The organism is Sulfitobacter mediterraneus (genome assembly GCF_003054325.1).
Taxonomy (GTDB): domain Bacteria; phylum Pseudomonadota; class Alphaproteobacteria; order Rhodobacterales; family Rhodobacteraceae; genus Sulfitobacter; species Sulfitobacter mediterraneus.
Genome location: NZ_QBKU01000015.1, coordinates 41,281 through 59,195, shown reverse-complemented (window position 1 = coordinate 59,195; position 17,915 = coordinate 41,281). Strand labels below are relative to the sequence as shown.

The following is a 17,915-nucleotide window of genomic DNA, read 5'->3' as shown; positions in this document are numbered from 1 at the left end:
CGCCGGCCTCCCGTTTATTGCGCAAAATAGCACTATTTCAGTTTATCGAGCTGCTCTTTGTAAGCCCGAGCAAATTCCCGGCTGAACAACTCATGGAAATCATTCTCAGCCTGGTCGGATATCTGAGAATACATTTTTTCGTATACTTCCCAGTAACGGGCTTTCTTGCCTTTGAACATGCTGCCAAAGGCACCCGAGGTTTCAATCTGGCCTGCCAGTTCCTGTGGGTCAAGCTTGCTCAGAACCCCTTTGATAGCTGCCTGCATTCCCGTCACCATCGCGACCTCATGGGCTTTGATGTCATCAAGCGCCTCTTCGGTTGCGCTTTCGGGGGACAGGTAGCCTTTGGATTTGGGTTTGACCAAGGCCTCAACGGCGTGATCTTCGCTGAGCGAGAACTTAAGCGGATTGTTCCCTCCGGCGCTGATCATGGTTTGATCAATGCGGAACTCCGATTTAATCGACGTGCGCGTCATCAAGATCTCGCGCAGGCCAACGATCATGGTGCGCATCACCCGCCCCAGACGGGCCATGGTTTGATCCAGATCCGCATCGGCAACCGCCAGATCCTCACAATCCAGCGCCTCGATAAAGCGTTTTGCCGCCGTTTGATCAACGCCACCGGCCGCCGGTGTAGCGGCAACTGGCGAAGGCTCAGGCGTCGCCGGCGCGGGATCAGGTTGCGCGGGCGCTGCCGGTGCAGGCGCTATTGCCGCTTCTGGGTTGGGCACCACGGTTTCTGGTGCACTGACCGGAGCAGGATCGTCCGGTTCCAGCAGGCTGTCCCAATCGTCAGGGATCAGAGAAGTATCAAACGCCGCGCCCGCTTTGAAACTGTCATTGGTAGAGGGGCTGTGCATTTCAAGCGATGCGCCGCTGCCTTCGGTGCCGTCTTCGGGAACCTTGAAGAACGGATCTTCTTCGTCGCCCATCGGCAGCAGCAATTCGTCAATCGGATCCGAGGTGTCAATCTCCGTTGGCCCTTTTGGACCGCCCTCTGCGCCCAGCAGATCGTCAAGGAAATCACCCTCAATGCTGGGATCATTCAAAACCGCCAACGGATCAGAGGCCGCATCCGCATTGCCCGGTAAATCCGTCGCTGTGGGGGCGGGGATATCCATCAGATCAGGCAATTCCGCGCCAATCTCAACCACCAGCTCATAACCGCCAGCCGACAAAACATCACCGCTGTTTAAGGGCTTGGGCGTCCGGCCCAGTGGCACTTTGGAATAATTCAGGAATGTGCCATTGGTGGACAGATCCACAATGACATAGCGCCCATCGTGTTCTTCGAGCACAAAGTGGTTCTTGGACAACATTCTGTCCGGGTCGGGCAAAACCAGATCATTGGCGGGGCCGCGCCCCACGGTCAGGCTGCCGCCCCGCATCGTGACAGGTTGGCCGTTGCCGGGCACCATGCCCGAGGTCTGAAATTTGAGCGTAACCGTCATGGTGGAAAATCAGCCCCCCACCAGCACGGTAAATTCACCTTTTGCAATCGGACCGCCGCACAGGCAATTGTCGCCAATCCGCGCGGCCAACAGTTTGCCGATCAACACCGTGCCGGACCCTTTGACGATCGGATGCGGCGGCACGGCCATTGTCATGTCGGTAACCCGCGCCGCAGGCAGCTTGCCAATCATCACGGTTGGCAGACAGGGCGGCGCAATAGGGATCGGCACCGGCAACACGGGCGGCGGCGGCGTTGTCGGCAAGGCACAGGCGTGCAGATCGGTCATTCTGGCTTGTGGCATTCCCATGGTCTTATCCTTCTTGTTTCTTGGCCGATGCGTCGAATACGCCGTTCCCGCCCTTGGCAATGTCCAGCGCCCGGTCGGCCAATAGCCGGACATAGCTGTCGAACTGATCCATCTTTTTACCAAGCGCCTCAATATTCATAGCAAAGGCCGCCACAGATGATCCACCCGCCGGACCGGGATATTGCGCCATTTCGCCCGGCCCCAATGTTCCGTCCGCATACATCACGCTGAGGGCGCAATTGACAGTGTCATCCTGCACCGGCGCGTAGTCGAGACTCGCGATCGCCGCCTCGCGGTTTTCATCGGTGGGCTGAAACACCCATGCCTCGGCAGCCGCCAGCGATGGCGTGGCATTTTCCGCGCCCGCCCCGACAATATCGCGCGCCGCAAGACAGGCCCACCAGACCCGCTCACGGGCCGGCAACACAACCGACATCAACCGCAGAAAATCAATCGGCGCGTCCTTGGTCTCCAACTCTTCCAGCACCGTGCCAATTGATGCACTCGCCGGCGCGGACAATTGGGTTTCCAGCTTTGCATTTTGCTCTGCCAACATCTTTGCCGCAGGCTCCGATGGCAATTTTGTCAGGTTTTCGAAACGTTTATCCAATGCACTGCATCCTAGTTGATAAAGACCACACCGCCCTTAAGCGTGAGCATCGTATCGGCTTTTACAGTTGTTAGCGGGCTTGTCACATCGGCCTTGATATTGGCCTGAACGGTAACGGTCGGGCTTTTCACTGTGATCGATTTTGGGTCCATCTTGATCGAAGATCCGCCGACCTTGAATTCAATGGATTTCATCGCTGTGACGACGATCTTGCCCGCTTTCACATCGACCTTCATGTCGCCGGTTTTGAGCAAAGTCTCATGATCGCCCTTGTCCAGCGTCGTCTTGTGATCGCCCATTTTGACCAGTTCGGTGTAATTGCCCTCGTTGATGGTCTCGTTCACATCGTTGTGGACTTCAACATCCAGATTGCCGTCGTCCTTTTTCTCGAGCCCGACCTTGATCGACGCGTTGTTCTTGACGATCTGCTCATAGTTTTTTTCCGATTGGAACCGGACCAGCTCATCGTCTTTTTTATCTTCAAACATCAGCTCGTTGAACCCGCCCCCCTTGAGAGAGCTATTGGTCTTCACGCCTGATTGGGTCTTGTTGCCCGGCAGGCTGTAGGGCGGCATGGTTTTGTCATTGTACAACATGCCAATGCACAGCGGGCGATCCGGATCGCCCTCTTCAAACTGGATCACCACCTCTTGGCCGATCCGCGGGATCGCAATCGCGCCCCAGCGATTGCCGGACCATGGCATCATTGTGCGCACCCAGCAGGATGAATTGTCGTCGCTCTTGCCGTCCCGGTCCCAGTGAAACTGGATCTTGATCCGGCCAAATTTGTCGGTCCAGATTTCTTCGCCTGAGGGGCCTGTGACCACCGCCGTGTGAATGCCCCCAATGTTCGGCCAGGGCGTGGTTTGCGGGCTGCGGTATTGTGCATCACTGGCAATCGCTTTGAAGCGCACCAAATGCGCATCATTGTGACCCGCCTCAATGTCTTCAACGCCAAGCGCGGTAAACAGGCCGCCCAAAACCGCATCGCCCAGCGCCTGAACCTGCAAAAACTGATGCTCGCATTCCAGCACCATCACCGTGGTCGGATCATCCGGGCGAGGCGATTTGTCCAAGGTAAAGGTCCGCCCTACCCCCATCATCACGGCATCTGACAGCCCCTCGATGGTTTTGTGCTGCACGCTTTCGCTTTCCATGCGGACCTTGGCAAAATCCTCGCCCAAGGGCGCCTTGCGATAGTGGCCGGGGTAGTCATAGCGTTCGTGTTTCTGGTCGATGTAAGCAACGCCGGATTTGGAGCTTTCGGTCGTCAGATCTGCCGAGGTGGTCTCAAAATCGTAATCCTCCAGCGTCACCTTGCCGCTGCGGACCTCTTCGGCGTTGTTCCATTCAAACACCACCGGATCGGCCACTTCAATTGTGGATTTGATCGTCTGCGGCATGAACAACAGTTTGGACGGCTCGGCGATGGGTTCATGCGCACTGGGCGCGTCTGCAAGGACCATCTTTTCGGTGTCGCCCTCATGGCGGAAGAAATAATAGATCCCCTCTTCTTCCATCAATCGGCTGACGAAATCAAAATCGGTCTCGCGGTATTGCGTGCAATATTCGCGGGGCTGATAGCTTCCGTTCAGCTTTTTGTCGATGTGCCCGGAAAAGCCGTATTCCTCGATCACCTCGGTGATAATCTCAACGACGGTCTTTTTCTGATAAACCCGCACATCGGTGCGACGGGTCAGAAACCATAGCCACGGGCGAACCTCGGCGCGATAATGGGCGCCAACCTCAACCTTGCCCACATACTCAGCCGAGATGCAGGTGCCGCGAAACCAGCGATTTTGCGCATCTTTGTCATCGGCCGCGACCAGATGCATGGTTTTGCCAACAAGTTCCGTCAAAGCCAGCTTGGCGTTTTCGCAAAAGAATTCAACCGAGACCGTCGGAATGCGGCTGACGCCTTCGCGCACCTCTGCGGTCAGCGGCAGCAATTTCTTGCCTTTGACGTCACCTTCAAGCCGTAGCGGATAACCGGCAGGATCAAGATTCTTTAGCATGTTCTGCCCTCTCTGACTCTGATGAGCCTAGCCCAACCGGCCCCCACTGACCAATGCGCAAGCCGCGGTCAGATGACCCCGGCCCCATTGATCAATCAAAACTGTAGCTGAACGCCCCATCTGTTACATCAATCGCCACTTTGCTGACCGTGTCGCCAACCATCATCCGGCGCAGAAACTCTGACGAGATGTCCGGCAGCATCGAATTGGTCACAATGGCATCAATCATACGCCCGCCCGATTCCAGCTCCTGACAACGCGAGACAATCGTATCGACCACCGCGTCCGTATAGGTGAACGGCACGCCATGCGCCACCGAGACCCGCTTTTCGATCCGGCCCAATTGCAAGCGGGTGATTTTGCCGATCATATCTGGCGACAGCGGATAGTAAGGGATTGTCACAAGCCGGCCCAGCAACGCCGCCGGGAAAATCTTGAGCAATGGATCACGCAATGCTTTTGCGATGCCTTCAGGTTCGGGCATCAGGTCAGGATCGGCGCACATATCCATGATCAAATCCGACCCCGCATTCGACGTCAGCAAGATCAGCGTGTTCCTGAAATCAATTGACCGCCCCTCGCCGTCTTCCATCACGCCTTTGTCGAAGACCTGAAAGAAAAGTTCATGCACATCGGGGTGCGCCTTTTCGACCTCGTCCAGCAGGACAACCGAATAGGGTTTGCGCCGCACCGCTTCGGTCAAGACGCCGCCCTCGCCATACCCCACATAGCCCGGAGGCGCGCCTTTGAGGCTGCTGACGGTGTGGGATTCCTGATATTCGGACATGTTGATGGTGATGACGTTTTGTTCACCGCCATAAAGCACTTCTGCAAGGGCCAGCGCGGTTTCGGTTTTGCCAACGCCGCTGGTTCCGGCCAACATGAACACACCAATCGGCTTGTTCGGGTTATCAAGCTCTGCGCGGCTGGTCTTGATCCGCTTGGCGATCATTTCCATTGCGTGATCCTGTCCGATCACCCGTTTGGCCAGATGTTCTTCGAGGTTGAGCACAGTCGCCAACTCGTCGCTGACCATGCGGCCCACGGGGATGCCCGTCCAATCGCCAACAACGCTGGCCACGGCATGGGCATCGACAATGGGCAGGATCAGTGGCGTCTGGCCTTGCAGTTCCTCAAGCTCGGTGTTTTTCGCCTTGAGCTGCGCCAACAGATCGGCGCGTTCCTCTGCTGTCATTGGGCTTTGCTCAACAGCGTCTTCACCGTCCGCATTTGGCGCATCCACCGGCGCACCGCCTTCGCGCAATTTGGCGCGCAGCTCCAGAATGCCGCTGACCACGGCCTTCTCGGCCTCCCAACGTTCATCCAATGTGGCAAGACGCGCCTCTTCTTCGGCCTTGAGGGCTGTGATCGCCTCACGGCGGTCGGCCACATCCATGCCTGCGGTCTCATCCCGGCCAATGATTTCCAGCTCTGTGGTCAGGGCGTCAATGCGCTTGCGGCTGTCGTCCACCTCGGCCGGGACAGCATGTTGGCTGACCGCCACCCGTGCGCAGGCCGTGTCCAGAACGCTCACCGATTTGTCGGGCAACTGGCGGGCGGGAATGTACCGCGCGGACAGGGACACCGCCGCTTCGATGCCTTCGTCCAGCACCTGCACCTGATGGTGATTTTCCAACATGGTAGCGATGCCGCGCATCATCATGATGGCTTTTGGGATGTCAGGCTCTTCGACCTGAACCACCTGAAAACGCCGGGTCAGCGCCGGATCTTTTTCGATGTGTTTCTTGTACTCGGCCCAAGTGGTCGCGCCGATGGTGCGCAATGTGCCCCGCGCCAAGGCCGGTTTCAGCAGGTTGGCCGCATCGCCAGTCCCCGCCGCGCCACCAGCCCCCACAAGCGTATGGGTTTCGTCAACAAACATGATGATCGGCACGGTTGAGGCCTGCACCTCGTCAATGACCTGACGCAGCCGGTTCTCAAACTCACCCTTCATCGATGCACCGGCCTGCAACAGCCCAACGTCCAGCGTCAGCAAACGTGCCTCGCGCAGCGCTGGCGGCACATCACCGCGGGCAATGCGCAGCGCAAATCCTTCAACAACCGCTGTCTTGCCCACGCCCGCCTCACCGGTCAGGATTGGATTGTTCTGGCGTCTGCGCATCAACACATCGACGATCTGGCGGATTTCCTCATCACGGCCAACAATCGGATCAATCTCGCCATTGCGGGCCTGTTCGGTCAGATCGGTGCAAAACTGCTGCAACGCCTCTTCCTTGCCCATCGGGCCGGGGGCCATGGCACCAGACGCCTCGCCCGGAACCGCCCCGCCGCCGGTTTGCGATCCATCTTGAGGACGCAAAGAATCCTCGATCGAACCGTCCACGATGACGTCAAAATTGTCGGAAAGATCATCGGCTTTGATCTTGGCAAACTCACCCGAAATATTCATCAGGATCGGCCGCAAATCCGGTGTCTTGAGCAACCCCAAAACCAGATGCCCGGTGCGCACCTGATTGGAGTTGTAGAGCAGCGAACCGTAGACCCAGGCCCGTTCCATTGCGCTTTGCAGATGTGCGCTGAGATCAGAGATCGAACTGGCACCGCGCGGCAGCGCGTCCAAAGCGCGGGTCATATCCGAGGACAGCTTGGCCGGGTCCAGATCATAATGCTGCATCACCTTGGACAAATCGCAATTGTCGACCTGCACAAGCTGCGCCAACCAGTGAATGATCTCCACGTAGGGGTTCCCGCGCATCTTGCAAAAAACAGTGGCGCCTTCGATGGATTGGTATCCAATCTTGTTCAGCTTGCCAAAAAGGGCAACACGGCTGATTTCGGTCATCGCAATCTCCTCCGCTGTGGCGCGGTTGGTGTTTCAGTTCAGGCCGCCTGCGCCGCTTGTGCGGGCCGGGTGGCCAGGGGTTCTAGGTACAAATCGGCAACTTCGGCCGGGTGTGGATCAGAGCCGACCCAACTGGTCAGTCCCAACTGGGTCGATGCGCCCAACTGCGCCTGCGGCACCTCAGCGCCGCGAAGAACAAGGTTCACATCCCAATCGAGTTGATCGCCAATATAATTGCGCACAATCGCCCGCAGCCGTTCCAACGCCGGAGAACCGGGCAGCAGGTTCTTATAGTCTTCCATCGAAAGCGGCCCAATCCGCAGCCGGAACTTCGATGACTGTGACCAGACCCGCGCCCCGATGCAGGCGGTTTGACCCAAGGTTGCAGGCCCGCCCAAAATCCAGTGATCGGACGGCTCAAGCGTCAGCCATTCCCCGACAAATTCCTCCAAGGACACTGGCGCGTCAAAGAACCCGTTGAGGATTGCGACCAAGCCATCAGCATTGCGTGGCCCATTGGCCAACAGGCCAACAAAGTGACGTTTTGCCAGATCCGGCATCGCGTCACGGTCGCGCAGGGTCTTGGCGTGATATCCACCAAGCGCCGCAATCTTGCTTTCGGTTTCGCTGTTTTCGCCACGATCAAATGCGGCGGTCGGCTGGCCTTGCACCCATGCGCGGTAAAGCAATGTCATCAACCGATGCGTCAGCATATCCGCAAAGGCAACAAAGGTCGGATCGTTAAAGTTCAGCTTTCTGCTGCGGGCGTATTCGGTCAGATGCAGCGGCAACGGGCCATGCGGCCCAAAGAAGCCAAAAAAGAAATTCCGCAGCTTTGACGGCCTTGATTTGGTCGGTTTGTCAAAACCTTGGATCGTTGACGGAGGAAACCCCAGATAGGGCTCTTGGCCAAACCGTACATTGTCTTGCCGCGGGCGCCGCGATTGGCCAAAACGTGGTCCGTCCTGCCCCTCTGCATCCAAAAGGCGCATGGCGTGGAAAATATGATGGGCTTGGGGATCACGGATCAGACGCTCAAGATGGGTCAGATCGCGCGATGTGTCCCCTTTCTTGGTGACCATCGTGTGATCTCTCCTCTTTGTTGGGTTTTCAGAACCATCTCGGTGAAACTGTTGATGGTCGCATACTTTTGAAAGAACCGTTCCAACACAGTAGCGAGGGACAGCACCGAACTGCCCTCAAACAACGTCTCATCCAGTTCCAATGTGATTTCCAAACCACGCACCGCTGTGGAAAGCGTGCCTTCGTGGATGCGCCGGACAATCGGGCGAGTGTTGACCGCGACGATCCCTTCAAGTTGCTGCTCCATCGCACGATCACCGATGGGTGCGTATAGGCCAATGAGTTCCCGCAACGCAGCCGCGCCGCCGCCTTCGGCCCCGGTATCATCAGAGATCGACAGGTAATTGAGGCTCAGATGGCTGACCGCACGCCAAGCGGCGTCGCCTTGGGCGATGCAAGGTTTGGGTTTGGTTGGGCCAACAGGGGTTCGGATCGTCGCAACCGGCCCGCCTTCGGGCAGGTGAAAGACGTTATCGACCCCATTGGGCAACAGCATCGGCAGATCCCGGTTGGTCACCATCGCCTCCACCGCCAATTGCCCAAGATGGGCTGGATAAGGCGCTTCGTGGGCGTCCACGATCGACAGATAGCTTTCAGAGCCAAGGTAATTGGTGCGCATGCCCTTGAGGGTTTCCGCCGCGCTGCGCTGACGCAAATGACGCTTGTGCGTGTAATAGGCGCCACCGCCCCCCGCCGCTGCGGTCATCTCGTCCGCGGAATAGAACGCTTTGAGCGGCAGATCATCTTTGCCTTTATTGCTGATGCCAGTGACTTTGGAGATCGAGAAAACCTCAAAATCCTTGGGCGCGGTCCGGTCAGGCACCAGATGATATTCCGTAAACCGCTCCGACACCGGCACCCGGTCACAGCGTTTGGGAAACAAATTGATCGCCGGCACACAGTGCAGCTTGAACGCCTCGGGCGTGATGTTCGGCGCAATCTCCGGTTTGCTTTCCCGCATCAGAAAATACAGATCCAGACTGTCTTCGTCGCAGCGGGAAATCACCGATTGCAGGCCCGAAACCTCGATAAACAGATTGCGCTCCGGCATTGCAAAATGTTCCTGCAACAACCTGTAGCCGTCAAAGGATGGGCGCGGCGTGGGCAGCAAGGCCTCATCCCGGTCCAGCCCGCGCGGGCGAACGGGATTTTGCAACTTCTCGGTCCAGCTGTCGCGCCGGTTTGGCGATTTGGCAACCACCGTGGCCGGGCTGGCGCAAAGCATCTCGTATAAGGACCAACCGGTGCTCAACTGCCCGCCCAAAAAGAACGTCAGATCATCGACCGGCAGTTCCTTGATCGGCAGATCGCCATGGCGGGTCAGACGCAGCCGAACCGCCGAACGGGCCTCTGCGTCTTGGGCTACCCCGGCCGCGACCAGCGCACCGCGCCCATCGATATATTCGGCCTCCGTCACTATGATGGGCCACAAATGCAGATCATGTGCGGTGCGGAACTGGCAAGCCTTCTGCGCCCCGCTGACGGTCTTGGAGCGCAGCGTGGTCTCGCGGGGCAGCTCATAGCCCTGCGCCAGATCGGCATTGGTCAGATCGGGCAACAACTCGGCCACCATCATTGAGGGTGTAGGCGCCAGAAAATGCGGGAAAACCACATCCAGCAAATGGCTGGTGAACGCCGGATATTGCATCTCCAACTCAAGTTGGACCCGCGCCGTGAGAAACGCAGTCCCCTCAAGTAGGCGCTCAACATAGGGGTCAAGAATTTCGAGGCCATCCATCCCCAAACGCGAGGCGATCTTGGGGTAGGCATCGGCAAATTCCGCGCCCATTTCCCGCAGAAACGCCAGTTCGGTTTCATAATGTCTCAGCAGACGGCTATCCATAGTCGGTTATGCCCCCTGCTCTAGCGTGACCTGACCGGTTGTGGTGTCAAACTGGCTGCGCAGATAAAGTTCTGTCGGCAGGGGCTGTGCCCACATATCACCAACAATATCAAAGGTGATCACCGGCTCGCGCTTGGCGTCTTTGGTGCGGCTGATGACGTTAAGAGATCCATCTATCAAACGCGGTTCAAACAGTTCGACCGCCTTTTGGATAGCATCACGCACATTGGCCGCGCGGCGCAAATTGGCGTAATCCCCCGTGGCATCGGGCACCCCATAGTTCAGCACCGATTGAGACACATTGGGATAAAGGTCCGCGTCAATCTCGCTATCGATATTGCCGGTGTTCAGCAGCCAAGACAGATCACGCTGAATGATCTCGCGCAGCCGCCGGATGTCGATCATCCGCTCTGCTGTTGTCTCGGTCTTTTTTTGAGGCGCTTCGTCGGTGAGCCGATCCAGAATCGACGGTTGAAGACGCTCTGTAAGGGTACGATCAGCCATCCCCCTCGTCCCCATCGGAAGAAGGCGCCGCACTGGAAGGCGCGGCAAACTGGATGTTGCGCGCGTCCATCAACGGGATTTCCGCCGCATCCGTCACCAAAAGCCGCTGGCCCAGGCCCGCAAACAGACCCTCACCCAGATCATTCCATTGCGTCGTTCGCGACAGCAGCATGGCATCTTCGCCCGTCGCCACAGTCCCGGCATAGCGGGTCGGGACAAGCCCGACCAATTCACCGCCGTTGTTCAAAGTCAGATTGACAGCTGTCCAAACCGTATCGCGCAGATCTTCGGGCGCCTCGATCCTAAGGCTGGAAAGCACATTAAAGGGCATCCAGAAGTATTTGCCATTGATGACAATTTCCAAAACCGGACCCAGCCGCATATCCGCGTCGGCGATCCATTCGAAATCCTGCCCGTCAATCTCTCCCGACGCGGCGGGTGCCTTTTCGAACGCCTCTTCACGCAGCTGCGCCGCATGGGCGGTATCGCCTTTGGCCAACGCCCGAAGCGCTTGCGCCAATAGCGCCAGCCAGTCTTGCGGCTCTCCAAATATCAGCGCGTCTTTCTCGCCCTTGAACACCTTTTCGCGGAACACTTCACAGATGATCGCCTCGCGGTAGGTTTGGGCCATCGGCAATGCGGATGGATCCAATTGCGCACATAATTTTAGCTGCGCAATGGCCCGTTCCCAGTTCCCCTGAACACAAAGCAATTGAAACAGAAAGATGCGCAGTTTTGCATCTTCGGGGCGGGCACGCACATTGTCTTGCAATGCTGCCAATGCACCGGCTAAATCCCCAGCTTTCAATAGATCTTGTGCGGTGTTTTCCACAAGCAAACTCCGTCAATGCAATGCAGGGTGGCTCGCCGCGATCACGTCGCGGCGATCTGTCTTATGCGAACGTTGGCTCGTTCTCGGCCATGTTCCATTCAAAGGTCTTCGCAGCATCGCCGCTGCCGTCCTTCTTCTGTGGAACATATTCGACTTTGCAGGACCGGAAATTCAGCGTGATATTCTCGGTCAGCTTGTCTTCACCACCTGACCCGCCGGTTTGAACGGATGTCACCAAAACATCTTTCATGCTGATGATGATGTATTCGAGCGGCTTTTTGCCCGCTTTGCGCACTGTCAGCTTGGCGTCGGAAAAGTGATCCCCATTGGCGCAGTACACCATCAAAATGGCAGAGGCCTTGTCCACCCATTTGGTCACCGAGATGTCTTGGAAGTTGGCCTTGCCAGAGCCGCCGCCGCCACCAACGTGGAAGCTGCCGGACTGGCTCATGCCCCATGACCAAGCCAGAACATCAATTTCGTTCTTGTGTTTCGCATCCTGCGATTCACCTTCAATTTCACCCGTGATATCGAGAAACATGTCGACGGCCATTACGAACGTCCTTTCATGGATAGAGCGGATCTTCCGCGTTTCAAAAACTGTCGGGTCGCACCGACAACCGCTGCGACCTCAATTTTCTTATTGTTTTTCAGAAGGCAACTTCGACACAAGCCGCAGTGAAACGGACAGGCCTTCCAATTGGTAATGCGGGCGCAGATAGAATTGCGAGCGGTAGTAGCCCGGATTTTCTTCGTCCGCTTCGACAACAACCTCAGCCGCCGCAAGTGGCTTGCGCGCCTTGGTGTCTTCGCTCGATGTGCCTGGGTTGCCGTCGACGTATTGCATAATCCAGTCGTTCAGCCACCGCTCCATTTCAGCCCGTTCTTTGAATGAACCCACCTTATCACGAACCATGCATTTTAGATAATGCGCAAAACGGCAGGTTGCGAAAAGGTAGGGCAAACGGGCAGCCAGATTGGCATTTGCCGTTGCATCCGGGTCGTCATATTCGGCCGGTTTGTGCAGCGATTGCGCCCCAATGAACGATGCGACATCCGTGTTCTTACGGTGCAGAAGCGGCATCAGACCTGCTTTGGCCAATTCGGCCTCGCGGCGGTCCCCGATCGTGACTTCGGTTGGGCATTTCATGTCCACGCCGCCGTCATCTGTCGGGAACGTATGGGTTGGCAATCCTTCGATTGTCCCGCCCGATTCAACCCCGCGGATACGGCTGCACCAGCCATATTCCTTAAAGGACCGATTGATGTTCATCGCCATGCCGTAGGCCGCGTTGACCCATGCAAATTTGGATGAATCGCCATCACCGGTTTCTTCTTCAAAGGCAAACTCTTCCACCGGGTTCGACTTGGCGCCGTAAGGCTGGCGGCCCAGAAACTTTGGCATCGCCAGACCAAGGTATTTGCTGTCTTCGCTGTCGCGAAGGCTACGCCAACCGGCATATTCCGGCGTTTGGAAGATCTTGGTCAGATCGCGTGGGTTCGACAATTCGCCCCAGCTTTCGAACTGCATCAAGGATGGTGCAGCCGCGGCCAGAAACGGCGCATGCCCGGCGGCGCTGATCTTGGCCATTTCACCAAGCAGTTCCACATCCGGTGGCGTGTGATCGAAATAGTAGTCCCCGACCAGACAGCCATAAGGCTCGCCGCCGATCTGATCATATTCTTCGCCATAAAGCTTTTTGAAGATTGGCGATTGATCCCAAGCGGTGCCTTTGAACTTGCGCACGGTTTTGTGCAGTTCTTTCTTGGAGATGTTCAACACCCGGATCTTGAGCATCTCATCCGTTTCGGTGTTGTTCACAAGGAAATGCAAACCCCGCCACGCGCTTTCCAATTCCTGGTATTCGTCGTGGTGAATGATCTGATTGACCTGCTCGGACAGCTTGCGATCAATTTCCGCGACCATCGCCTCAAGCGAAAGCAGAACGTCCTCGGAAATAAGGGACGCGTTTTCAAGCGCTTGCTGTGCCAATGTGGTGACAGCGGTTTCAACGGCGGTTTTGGCCGTGTCCGTGCGGGGGCGAAATTCTTTCTGGAGCAGACTGGCAAAATCGGATTCTTCGGTCTGAACCGCGCCTGCGCCGCCTTCGGCTTCTGTTGCTTCTTCGGCCATGGTTTACTCCTCGTCTTTCGCGTCACCCTGATCATCCGCCGGGGCCGCTTGGGCCGCCAACGACTTGAGCAAGGCAGGGTCGTTCATCGCTTTTGAAATCAGCTCTTCGGCACCGGGTTTGCCGTCCATGTAGGTCATCAGGTTCGAAAGCTCGTTGCGGGCCTCCATCAGCTTGCGCAGCGGCTCGACCTTGCTGGCAATGGCACCGGGCGAAAAGTCATCCATGCTTTCAAAACTGATATCGACAGACAGATTGCCCTCGCCGGTCAATGTGTTGGGAACCGAAAACGCCGCCCGCGGTTTCATCGCCTTCATCCGGTCATCGAAGTTATCAACATCAATTTCCAGGAATTTGCGATCCGCAACGCCGGGCTGTTCCACCTCGGATTTGCCCGCGAGGTCCGACATGACCCCCATAACAAATGGCAGCTGAACTTTTTTCTCGGCACCGTAGAGTTCAACGTCATATTCGATTTGCACCCTCGGGGCGCGGTTTCTGGCGATGAATTTCTGTGAGCTGGACATTTTCGTCTCCCCCATTTCAAAGTTTTTCGTTGGCTATCCTGTCTCGAATTTCAAAGACGGATTATTCGCTGTAGTCTTCTTCTATGCCCCCCACGAGGTTGACATTCTCTAGGCCCAAAGGCGCAATATCATTCACAATTGTCAGGAAATCGGCCCCGATCAACCGCCGTGCCCGCGCGAGCAGAATGGGCAATGGGCTAGAGGGTTCGTTCCGTTTGTAATAGGCAATAATGCTGTCCAGAGCGCTGGCCACATCGGCCGCAGATGCAATCTGGCCCGGTGCGCTGACGGCGCTGCCGCCTGCCCCACCGCCGGACTGTGGCGCTTGGCTGGTTCCGTCGGCTGTGTCCTCGCCGCTGTCTTCGGCTGCGGGCTGATCTGCGCCGGTTTCCTTGGCCAGAATTTGGACAACATCGCCCAACATCTTTTGCAATGGATCAAGCGTAGGGCCGAAACCCGGTGTTTTCTCAAGGAACACCGCATCGATGGCGTTCACATCTTCAAAGGCTGATTTTGCGGCCTCATAGTAGGCCGTCAATTGTTCTGCTGGCGTGTCCTTGAATGCCGCCTGCACATCCGCCATCGGCATTGGTGTTTCGTCGTCGGCGGGCGGCGTGTCACCGTTGGACACCTCGATGTCGCGCAATGTGACCTGACCAAATGCCCGGCTGTTGGTCAGAGGCGCCCAGCGCCGCAACGACCGGACCACGGTTGACCGGCCAGCAAGGTTGGTGACCGCATTGATCCGCATGGTTGGATCATCATCGTCGTCCGCGTCCAATTCCGGATGGCAGGTGTTCCAGTGTTCCTCAAGGCAAAACCGGATAAAGCCCGTGACCTCGGCAAACCCCTCAAGCCCATTGATCCGCAACTCGCTGTCGGCCAGATATACCGCCGCGCGGATCTCATGGCTGCGGTCAAGCACCTCACGCGCCTTTTGCGCCAAGGCCTTGTAGTCAGGGTCACTGCCCGCAACAATTTCGCTGCCCGCTTGGCGTTCTTCTTCCGGCTGCGCTTCAAGCTCCATCGCTGTGAAGGCCGGGTCATACTCCAAATTTTCACCGCTTGGCGATTCATCGCCATGGGTCTTCATCAAGTCAGACAAAGCACAAAACCTTAATTACTGTGGATACCAAAAGAACGAGGGAACAAAGCAGACCGTAAAAAAATTATGGTACCAACTCCTGCGAGAAAAGCTAGGTCTAGAATTGGCTGAGCGGGTTTTAGCAGATCGGCCATCCGGAAATTTGCCCTTGTTCCGGCACAGTTGGCAGATCACATGCCGCGCAACGCCGACCCGAACAAATGCGTGGCCCTGTTCTTGTGATGCGTCAGTAGCGCGGTTTTTCGTAGCGATTGGGAATGTCATACCCATTGGCACGCGACACATCCAACAGCGGATCCCAAACAGAGGACAGCGGCGCATCATCGGGTTTCACAATATAGGGGCCCATCCGCTCTGCCTTGATCCGCAGGCTGTTGGCCTGCTTTTGCGACATCCCCGCGACATAGACCGCGCCGCCAATATGACCACAGCCCAACGCCTCATGCCGGGCCGGAAAACTGACATAGGGCGCAACAAGAACGGTGCCGGGCCGGGCCTGCGCCGCGATTGCCTGTTCCATCTGGATCAATAGGCGTTCTTCGCTGATCGGGCGGTAGAAATAGATCACATCGTAGTTTCCATACCCGTCAAAAGTCAGCGCATCTTGCTCAAAGACGTGGCAATTGAGGCCATCATCCTTGGCCAGCAAATCATGAGCAGCCGCAACATAAGCGGGGTCAAAGTCAAACCCATCGGATTGAGGAAAATACCGAAATGCGGTCAACACCTTGAGGCCACCACCACAACCGACGTCCAGAAACCGAACCGGGCCCGTGCGGCGCTGCGCCAGAATGACCCGATGGGCGGCGTGCAGATGTTCGTGGAACTCACTGTTGGCCAAGGCAATGTCGGGAAAGCAATCATGATCGCGGGCGGCTTCGCTTTGCTCTGACGGATTCAACATCGCATGGATCCAATGGAAGACATCATCGCTTGCGCCCATCTGGGTATAGGTCGATTTCGCCAGTTTGGCCTGCGGCGGATAAATTGGCTGTCTTCTGGCCTGGCGCTGTTCCTGAACCAGCCCCCGGACAGTCGCCCATCTGTTGATCTCAAGACGAAACAAATTGGTCTGCGCACCAACAATGCCCCAAGCACGTTTGACATTCATCACCTCGTCAGGGGTGTCCGCGGCTGCCTCATGTGCGATCCGCGCAGTGTTCAGGGCCGTCAGAAATAGCAGATACTCACGGGTCAGGCGGTCAATCTCAGCGCACAGGAAATCAACCTGCCGCGCGTTCCGGCGGGATGGTTTCTCAAGCTCTGCCTTGAGTTTTTCAATCACCCCTCTCAAGCGCCGATCAAAGCCGCCAAGTCGCTGAAAAAAACCGTCAGGGCCATCGCTTTGCTCGTGCATCACATTGGTCCTTTCAAAGACTTTGAATTCAACTCAGGCACAATGCGGCACCCCAAATTGGTGCCCTCACCCATGCGTTTGGACCTCATTCTTGAACCGGCCTTGACCAAATTGCAAACTTGTCGTTCACTTTGATCAATTGTGTAACCGGCCCAATTCTTGGGCAATCCGCCGCATGGCCAACACGAAGTATAGGCCCTTTCGGGATCTGAAAATCATAATCTATGCGTCTGATATTGTGTGATTTTTTATCTGTCAGCGGCGATGCGGTCACTATTCTGGGGGAAAGATGTGAAACGATTTTCTACAATCGCGGCGGCTGCGATCTTTGGCATTATGGCAACCGGCGCAACCGCAGACAGCGGTGATCTCACCGTCGAGTTGAACAAGTTCGAACCCGGAGAGACGGGCGGCTGCCAGGCGTTTTTCCTGTTCCGAAACGAGGTCGGCAAAAGCTTTGAAGGCTTCGAGATGAGCCTTGCCATTCTGGATTCCCAAGGGGTGATTGACCGGCTTTTGTCCATTGACGCGGCCCCCCTTCCGATTGAACGCACCACGCTAAAACTGTTTGCGATCCCGGAGATCGCCTGCACAGATATCTCTGAAATCCTGCTGCACGACATCACCACCTGCAAACCGCAGAACGAGGCGCAACTGGATTGTTTTTCGTTCCTCAAACTGACCAGCAAGACAACCACAAAGTTGGTGAAATAACCGATGTTTGGCTTGCTTGAAAGCATCGGAACCGGCGGTCCCATCATTGCCGTTCTGATTGTGTTGTCGGTGTTTTCCCTGACTTTGATCGCTGTCAAAACCCTGCAACTTTGGCCCGTCACTTCGGGTGCGGACCTGCGTACAAGCGCGATTGAAAAATTTGCCGCCGGGGATGTTGCAGCGGCCACATCACAAGCCTCAGGCGGTAAGGCGCCCGCAGATCGGGTTCTGAGCTATGCGATGCAGGCGTTAAAGGATGGGTATTCCGGCCCGCCTTTGATGACTGAACTGACCCGCCGCGGGAACGAAGAATTTGCCCAGATGAACAAGCAAATCCAGTTTCTGGAACTCATCGCGATGATCTCACCGCTGATTGGCTTGCTTGGCACGGTATTGGGCATGATCCAGTCCTTCCAGGAATTGGAACTCGCCCAAGGCGCGGCCAATGCCTCTGTGCTGGCGGGCGGCATTTGGCAGGCGCTGTTGACCACCGCCGCTGGTTTGCTTGTCGCGATCCCTGCGGCGGTCGGGGCGTCCCTGTTATCGTCCCGTGCAGGACGCGGGGCGCAATGTATCGAAGGGGCCATCGCGCAGTTGATGTTGGTCCACGAACATAACCCAAAGTGAGGC

16 protein-coding genes are annotated in these 17,915 nt (G+C 56.7%); 2 read left to right on the top strand and 14 right to left on the bottom strand.

All coding sequences use genetic code 11. The features are described from left to right. Window positions 1–32: 32 nt before the first annotated feature. The 14 genes from tagH to C8N31_RS18675 all read right to left on the bottom strand — a co-directional run bounded on the left by tagH (window position 33) and on the right by C8N31_RS18675 (window position 16,571). Window positions 33–1,451, bottom strand: a complete 1,419-nt coding sequence (tagH, locus tag C8N31_RS18740) for a type VI secretion system-associated FHA domain protein TagH (protein WP_025049899.1) — start codon at window positions 1,449–1,451, stop codon at window positions 33–35. 9 nt (window positions 1,452–1,460) lie between these two features. Continuing rightward, complete coding sequence (locus C8N31_RS18735) at window positions 1,461–1,760, bottom strand: PAAR domain-containing protein (RefSeq protein WP_025049900.1); 300 nt, start codon at window positions 1,758–1,760, stop codon at window positions 1,461–1,463. Window positions 1,761–1,764: 4 nt separating this feature from the next. Then, window positions 1,765–2,370, bottom strand: a complete 606-nt coding sequence (locus C8N31_RS18730; RefSeq protein WP_025049901.1) for a DUF6931 family protein — start codon at window positions 2,368–2,370, stop codon at window positions 1,765–1,767. Between the two features lie 11 nt (window positions 2,371–2,381). Further along, window positions 2,382–4,385, bottom strand: a complete 2,004-nt coding sequence (locus C8N31_RS18725; RefSeq protein ID WP_025049902.1) for a type VI secretion system Vgr family protein — start codon at window positions 4,383–4,385, stop codon at window positions 2,382–2,384. A 91-nt stretch (window positions 4,386–4,476) separates the two neighbouring features. After that, a complete protein-coding gene (tssH, locus tag C8N31_RS18720) occupies window positions 4,477–7,188 on the bottom strand; it encodes a type VI secretion system ATPase TssH (protein WP_025049903.1) in 2,712 nt (903 codons plus the stop codon). Window positions 7,189–7,226: 38 nt separating this feature from the next. Then, on the bottom strand, window positions 7,227–8,270 hold the full coding sequence (gene tssG / locus C8N31_RS18715) for a type VI secretion system baseplate subunit TssG (protein ID WP_025049904.1): 1,044 nt from the start codon (window positions 8,268–8,270) through the stop codon (window positions 7,227–7,229). Beyond that, window positions 8,234–10,114 (bottom strand): type VI secretion system baseplate subunit TssF, encoded by a 1,881-nt coding sequence (gene tssF / locus C8N31_RS18710; RefSeq protein ID WP_025049905.1) that lies wholly within the window; start codon window positions 10,112–10,114, stop codon window positions 8,234–8,236. Before tssF ends, tssG begins: the two co-directional genes overlap by 37 nt. Before the next feature lie 6 nt (window positions 10,115–10,120). After that, on the bottom strand, window positions 10,121–10,618 hold the full coding sequence (gene tssE / locus C8N31_RS18705) for a type VI secretion system baseplate subunit TssE (protein ID WP_025049906.1): 498 nt from the start codon (window positions 10,616–10,618) through the stop codon (window positions 10,121–10,123). Further along, on the bottom strand, window positions 10,611–11,450 hold the full coding sequence (locus C8N31_RS18700; protein WP_037919039.1) for a type VI secretion system accessory protein TagJ: 840 nt from the start codon (window positions 11,448–11,450) through the stop codon (window positions 10,611–10,613). Before C8N31_RS18700 ends, tssE begins: the two co-directional genes overlap by 8 nt. Before the next feature lie 61 nt (window positions 11,451–11,511). Beyond that, window positions 11,512–12,003: an Hcp family type VI secretion system effector gene (locus C8N31_RS18695; RefSeq protein WP_025049908.1), complete on the bottom strand. Its 492-nt coding sequence runs from the start codon at window positions 12,001–12,003 to the stop codon at window positions 11,512–11,514. A gap of 87 nt (window positions 12,004–12,090) precedes the next feature. Continuing rightward, complete coding sequence (gene tssC, locus C8N31_RS18690; RefSeq protein WP_025049909.1) at window positions 12,091–13,584, bottom strand: type VI secretion system contractile sheath large subunit; 1,494 nt, start codon at window positions 13,582–13,584, stop codon at window positions 12,091–12,093. Window positions 13,585–13,587: 3 nt separating this feature from the next. Beyond that, window positions 13,588–14,109: a type VI secretion system contractile sheath small subunit gene (gene tssB, locus C8N31_RS18685; protein WP_025049910.1), complete on the bottom strand. Its 522-nt coding sequence runs from the start codon at window positions 14,107–14,109 to the stop codon at window positions 13,588–13,590. 61 nt (window positions 14,110–14,170) lie between these two features. Continuing rightward, window positions 14,171–15,214 (bottom strand): type VI secretion system protein TssA, encoded by a 1,044-nt coding sequence (tssA, locus tag C8N31_RS18680; protein WP_025049911.1) that lies wholly within the window; start codon window positions 15,212–15,214, stop codon window positions 14,171–14,173. 226 nt (window positions 15,215–15,440) lie between these two features. Then, a complete protein-coding gene (locus C8N31_RS18675; RefSeq protein ID WP_025049912.1) occupies window positions 15,441–16,571 on the bottom strand; it encodes a class I SAM-dependent methyltransferase in 1,131 nt (376 codons plus the stop codon). Window positions 16,572–16,907: 336 nt separating this feature from the next. On the opposite strand from C8N31_RS18675, the gene C8N31_RS18670 reads away from it, so the two are divergent. Further along, entirely contained in the window at window positions 16,908–17,285 is a 378-nt protein-coding gene (locus C8N31_RS18670) for a hypothetical protein (protein ID WP_051544668.1), read from the top strand. A gap of 3 nt (window positions 17,286–17,288) precedes the next feature. Continuing rightward, on the top strand, window positions 17,289–17,912 hold the full coding sequence (locus C8N31_RS18665; protein ID WP_025049914.1) for a MotA/TolQ/ExbB proton channel family protein: 624 nt from the start codon (window positions 17,289–17,291) through the stop codon (window positions 17,910–17,912). Window positions 17,913–17,915: the final 3 nt, after the last annotated feature.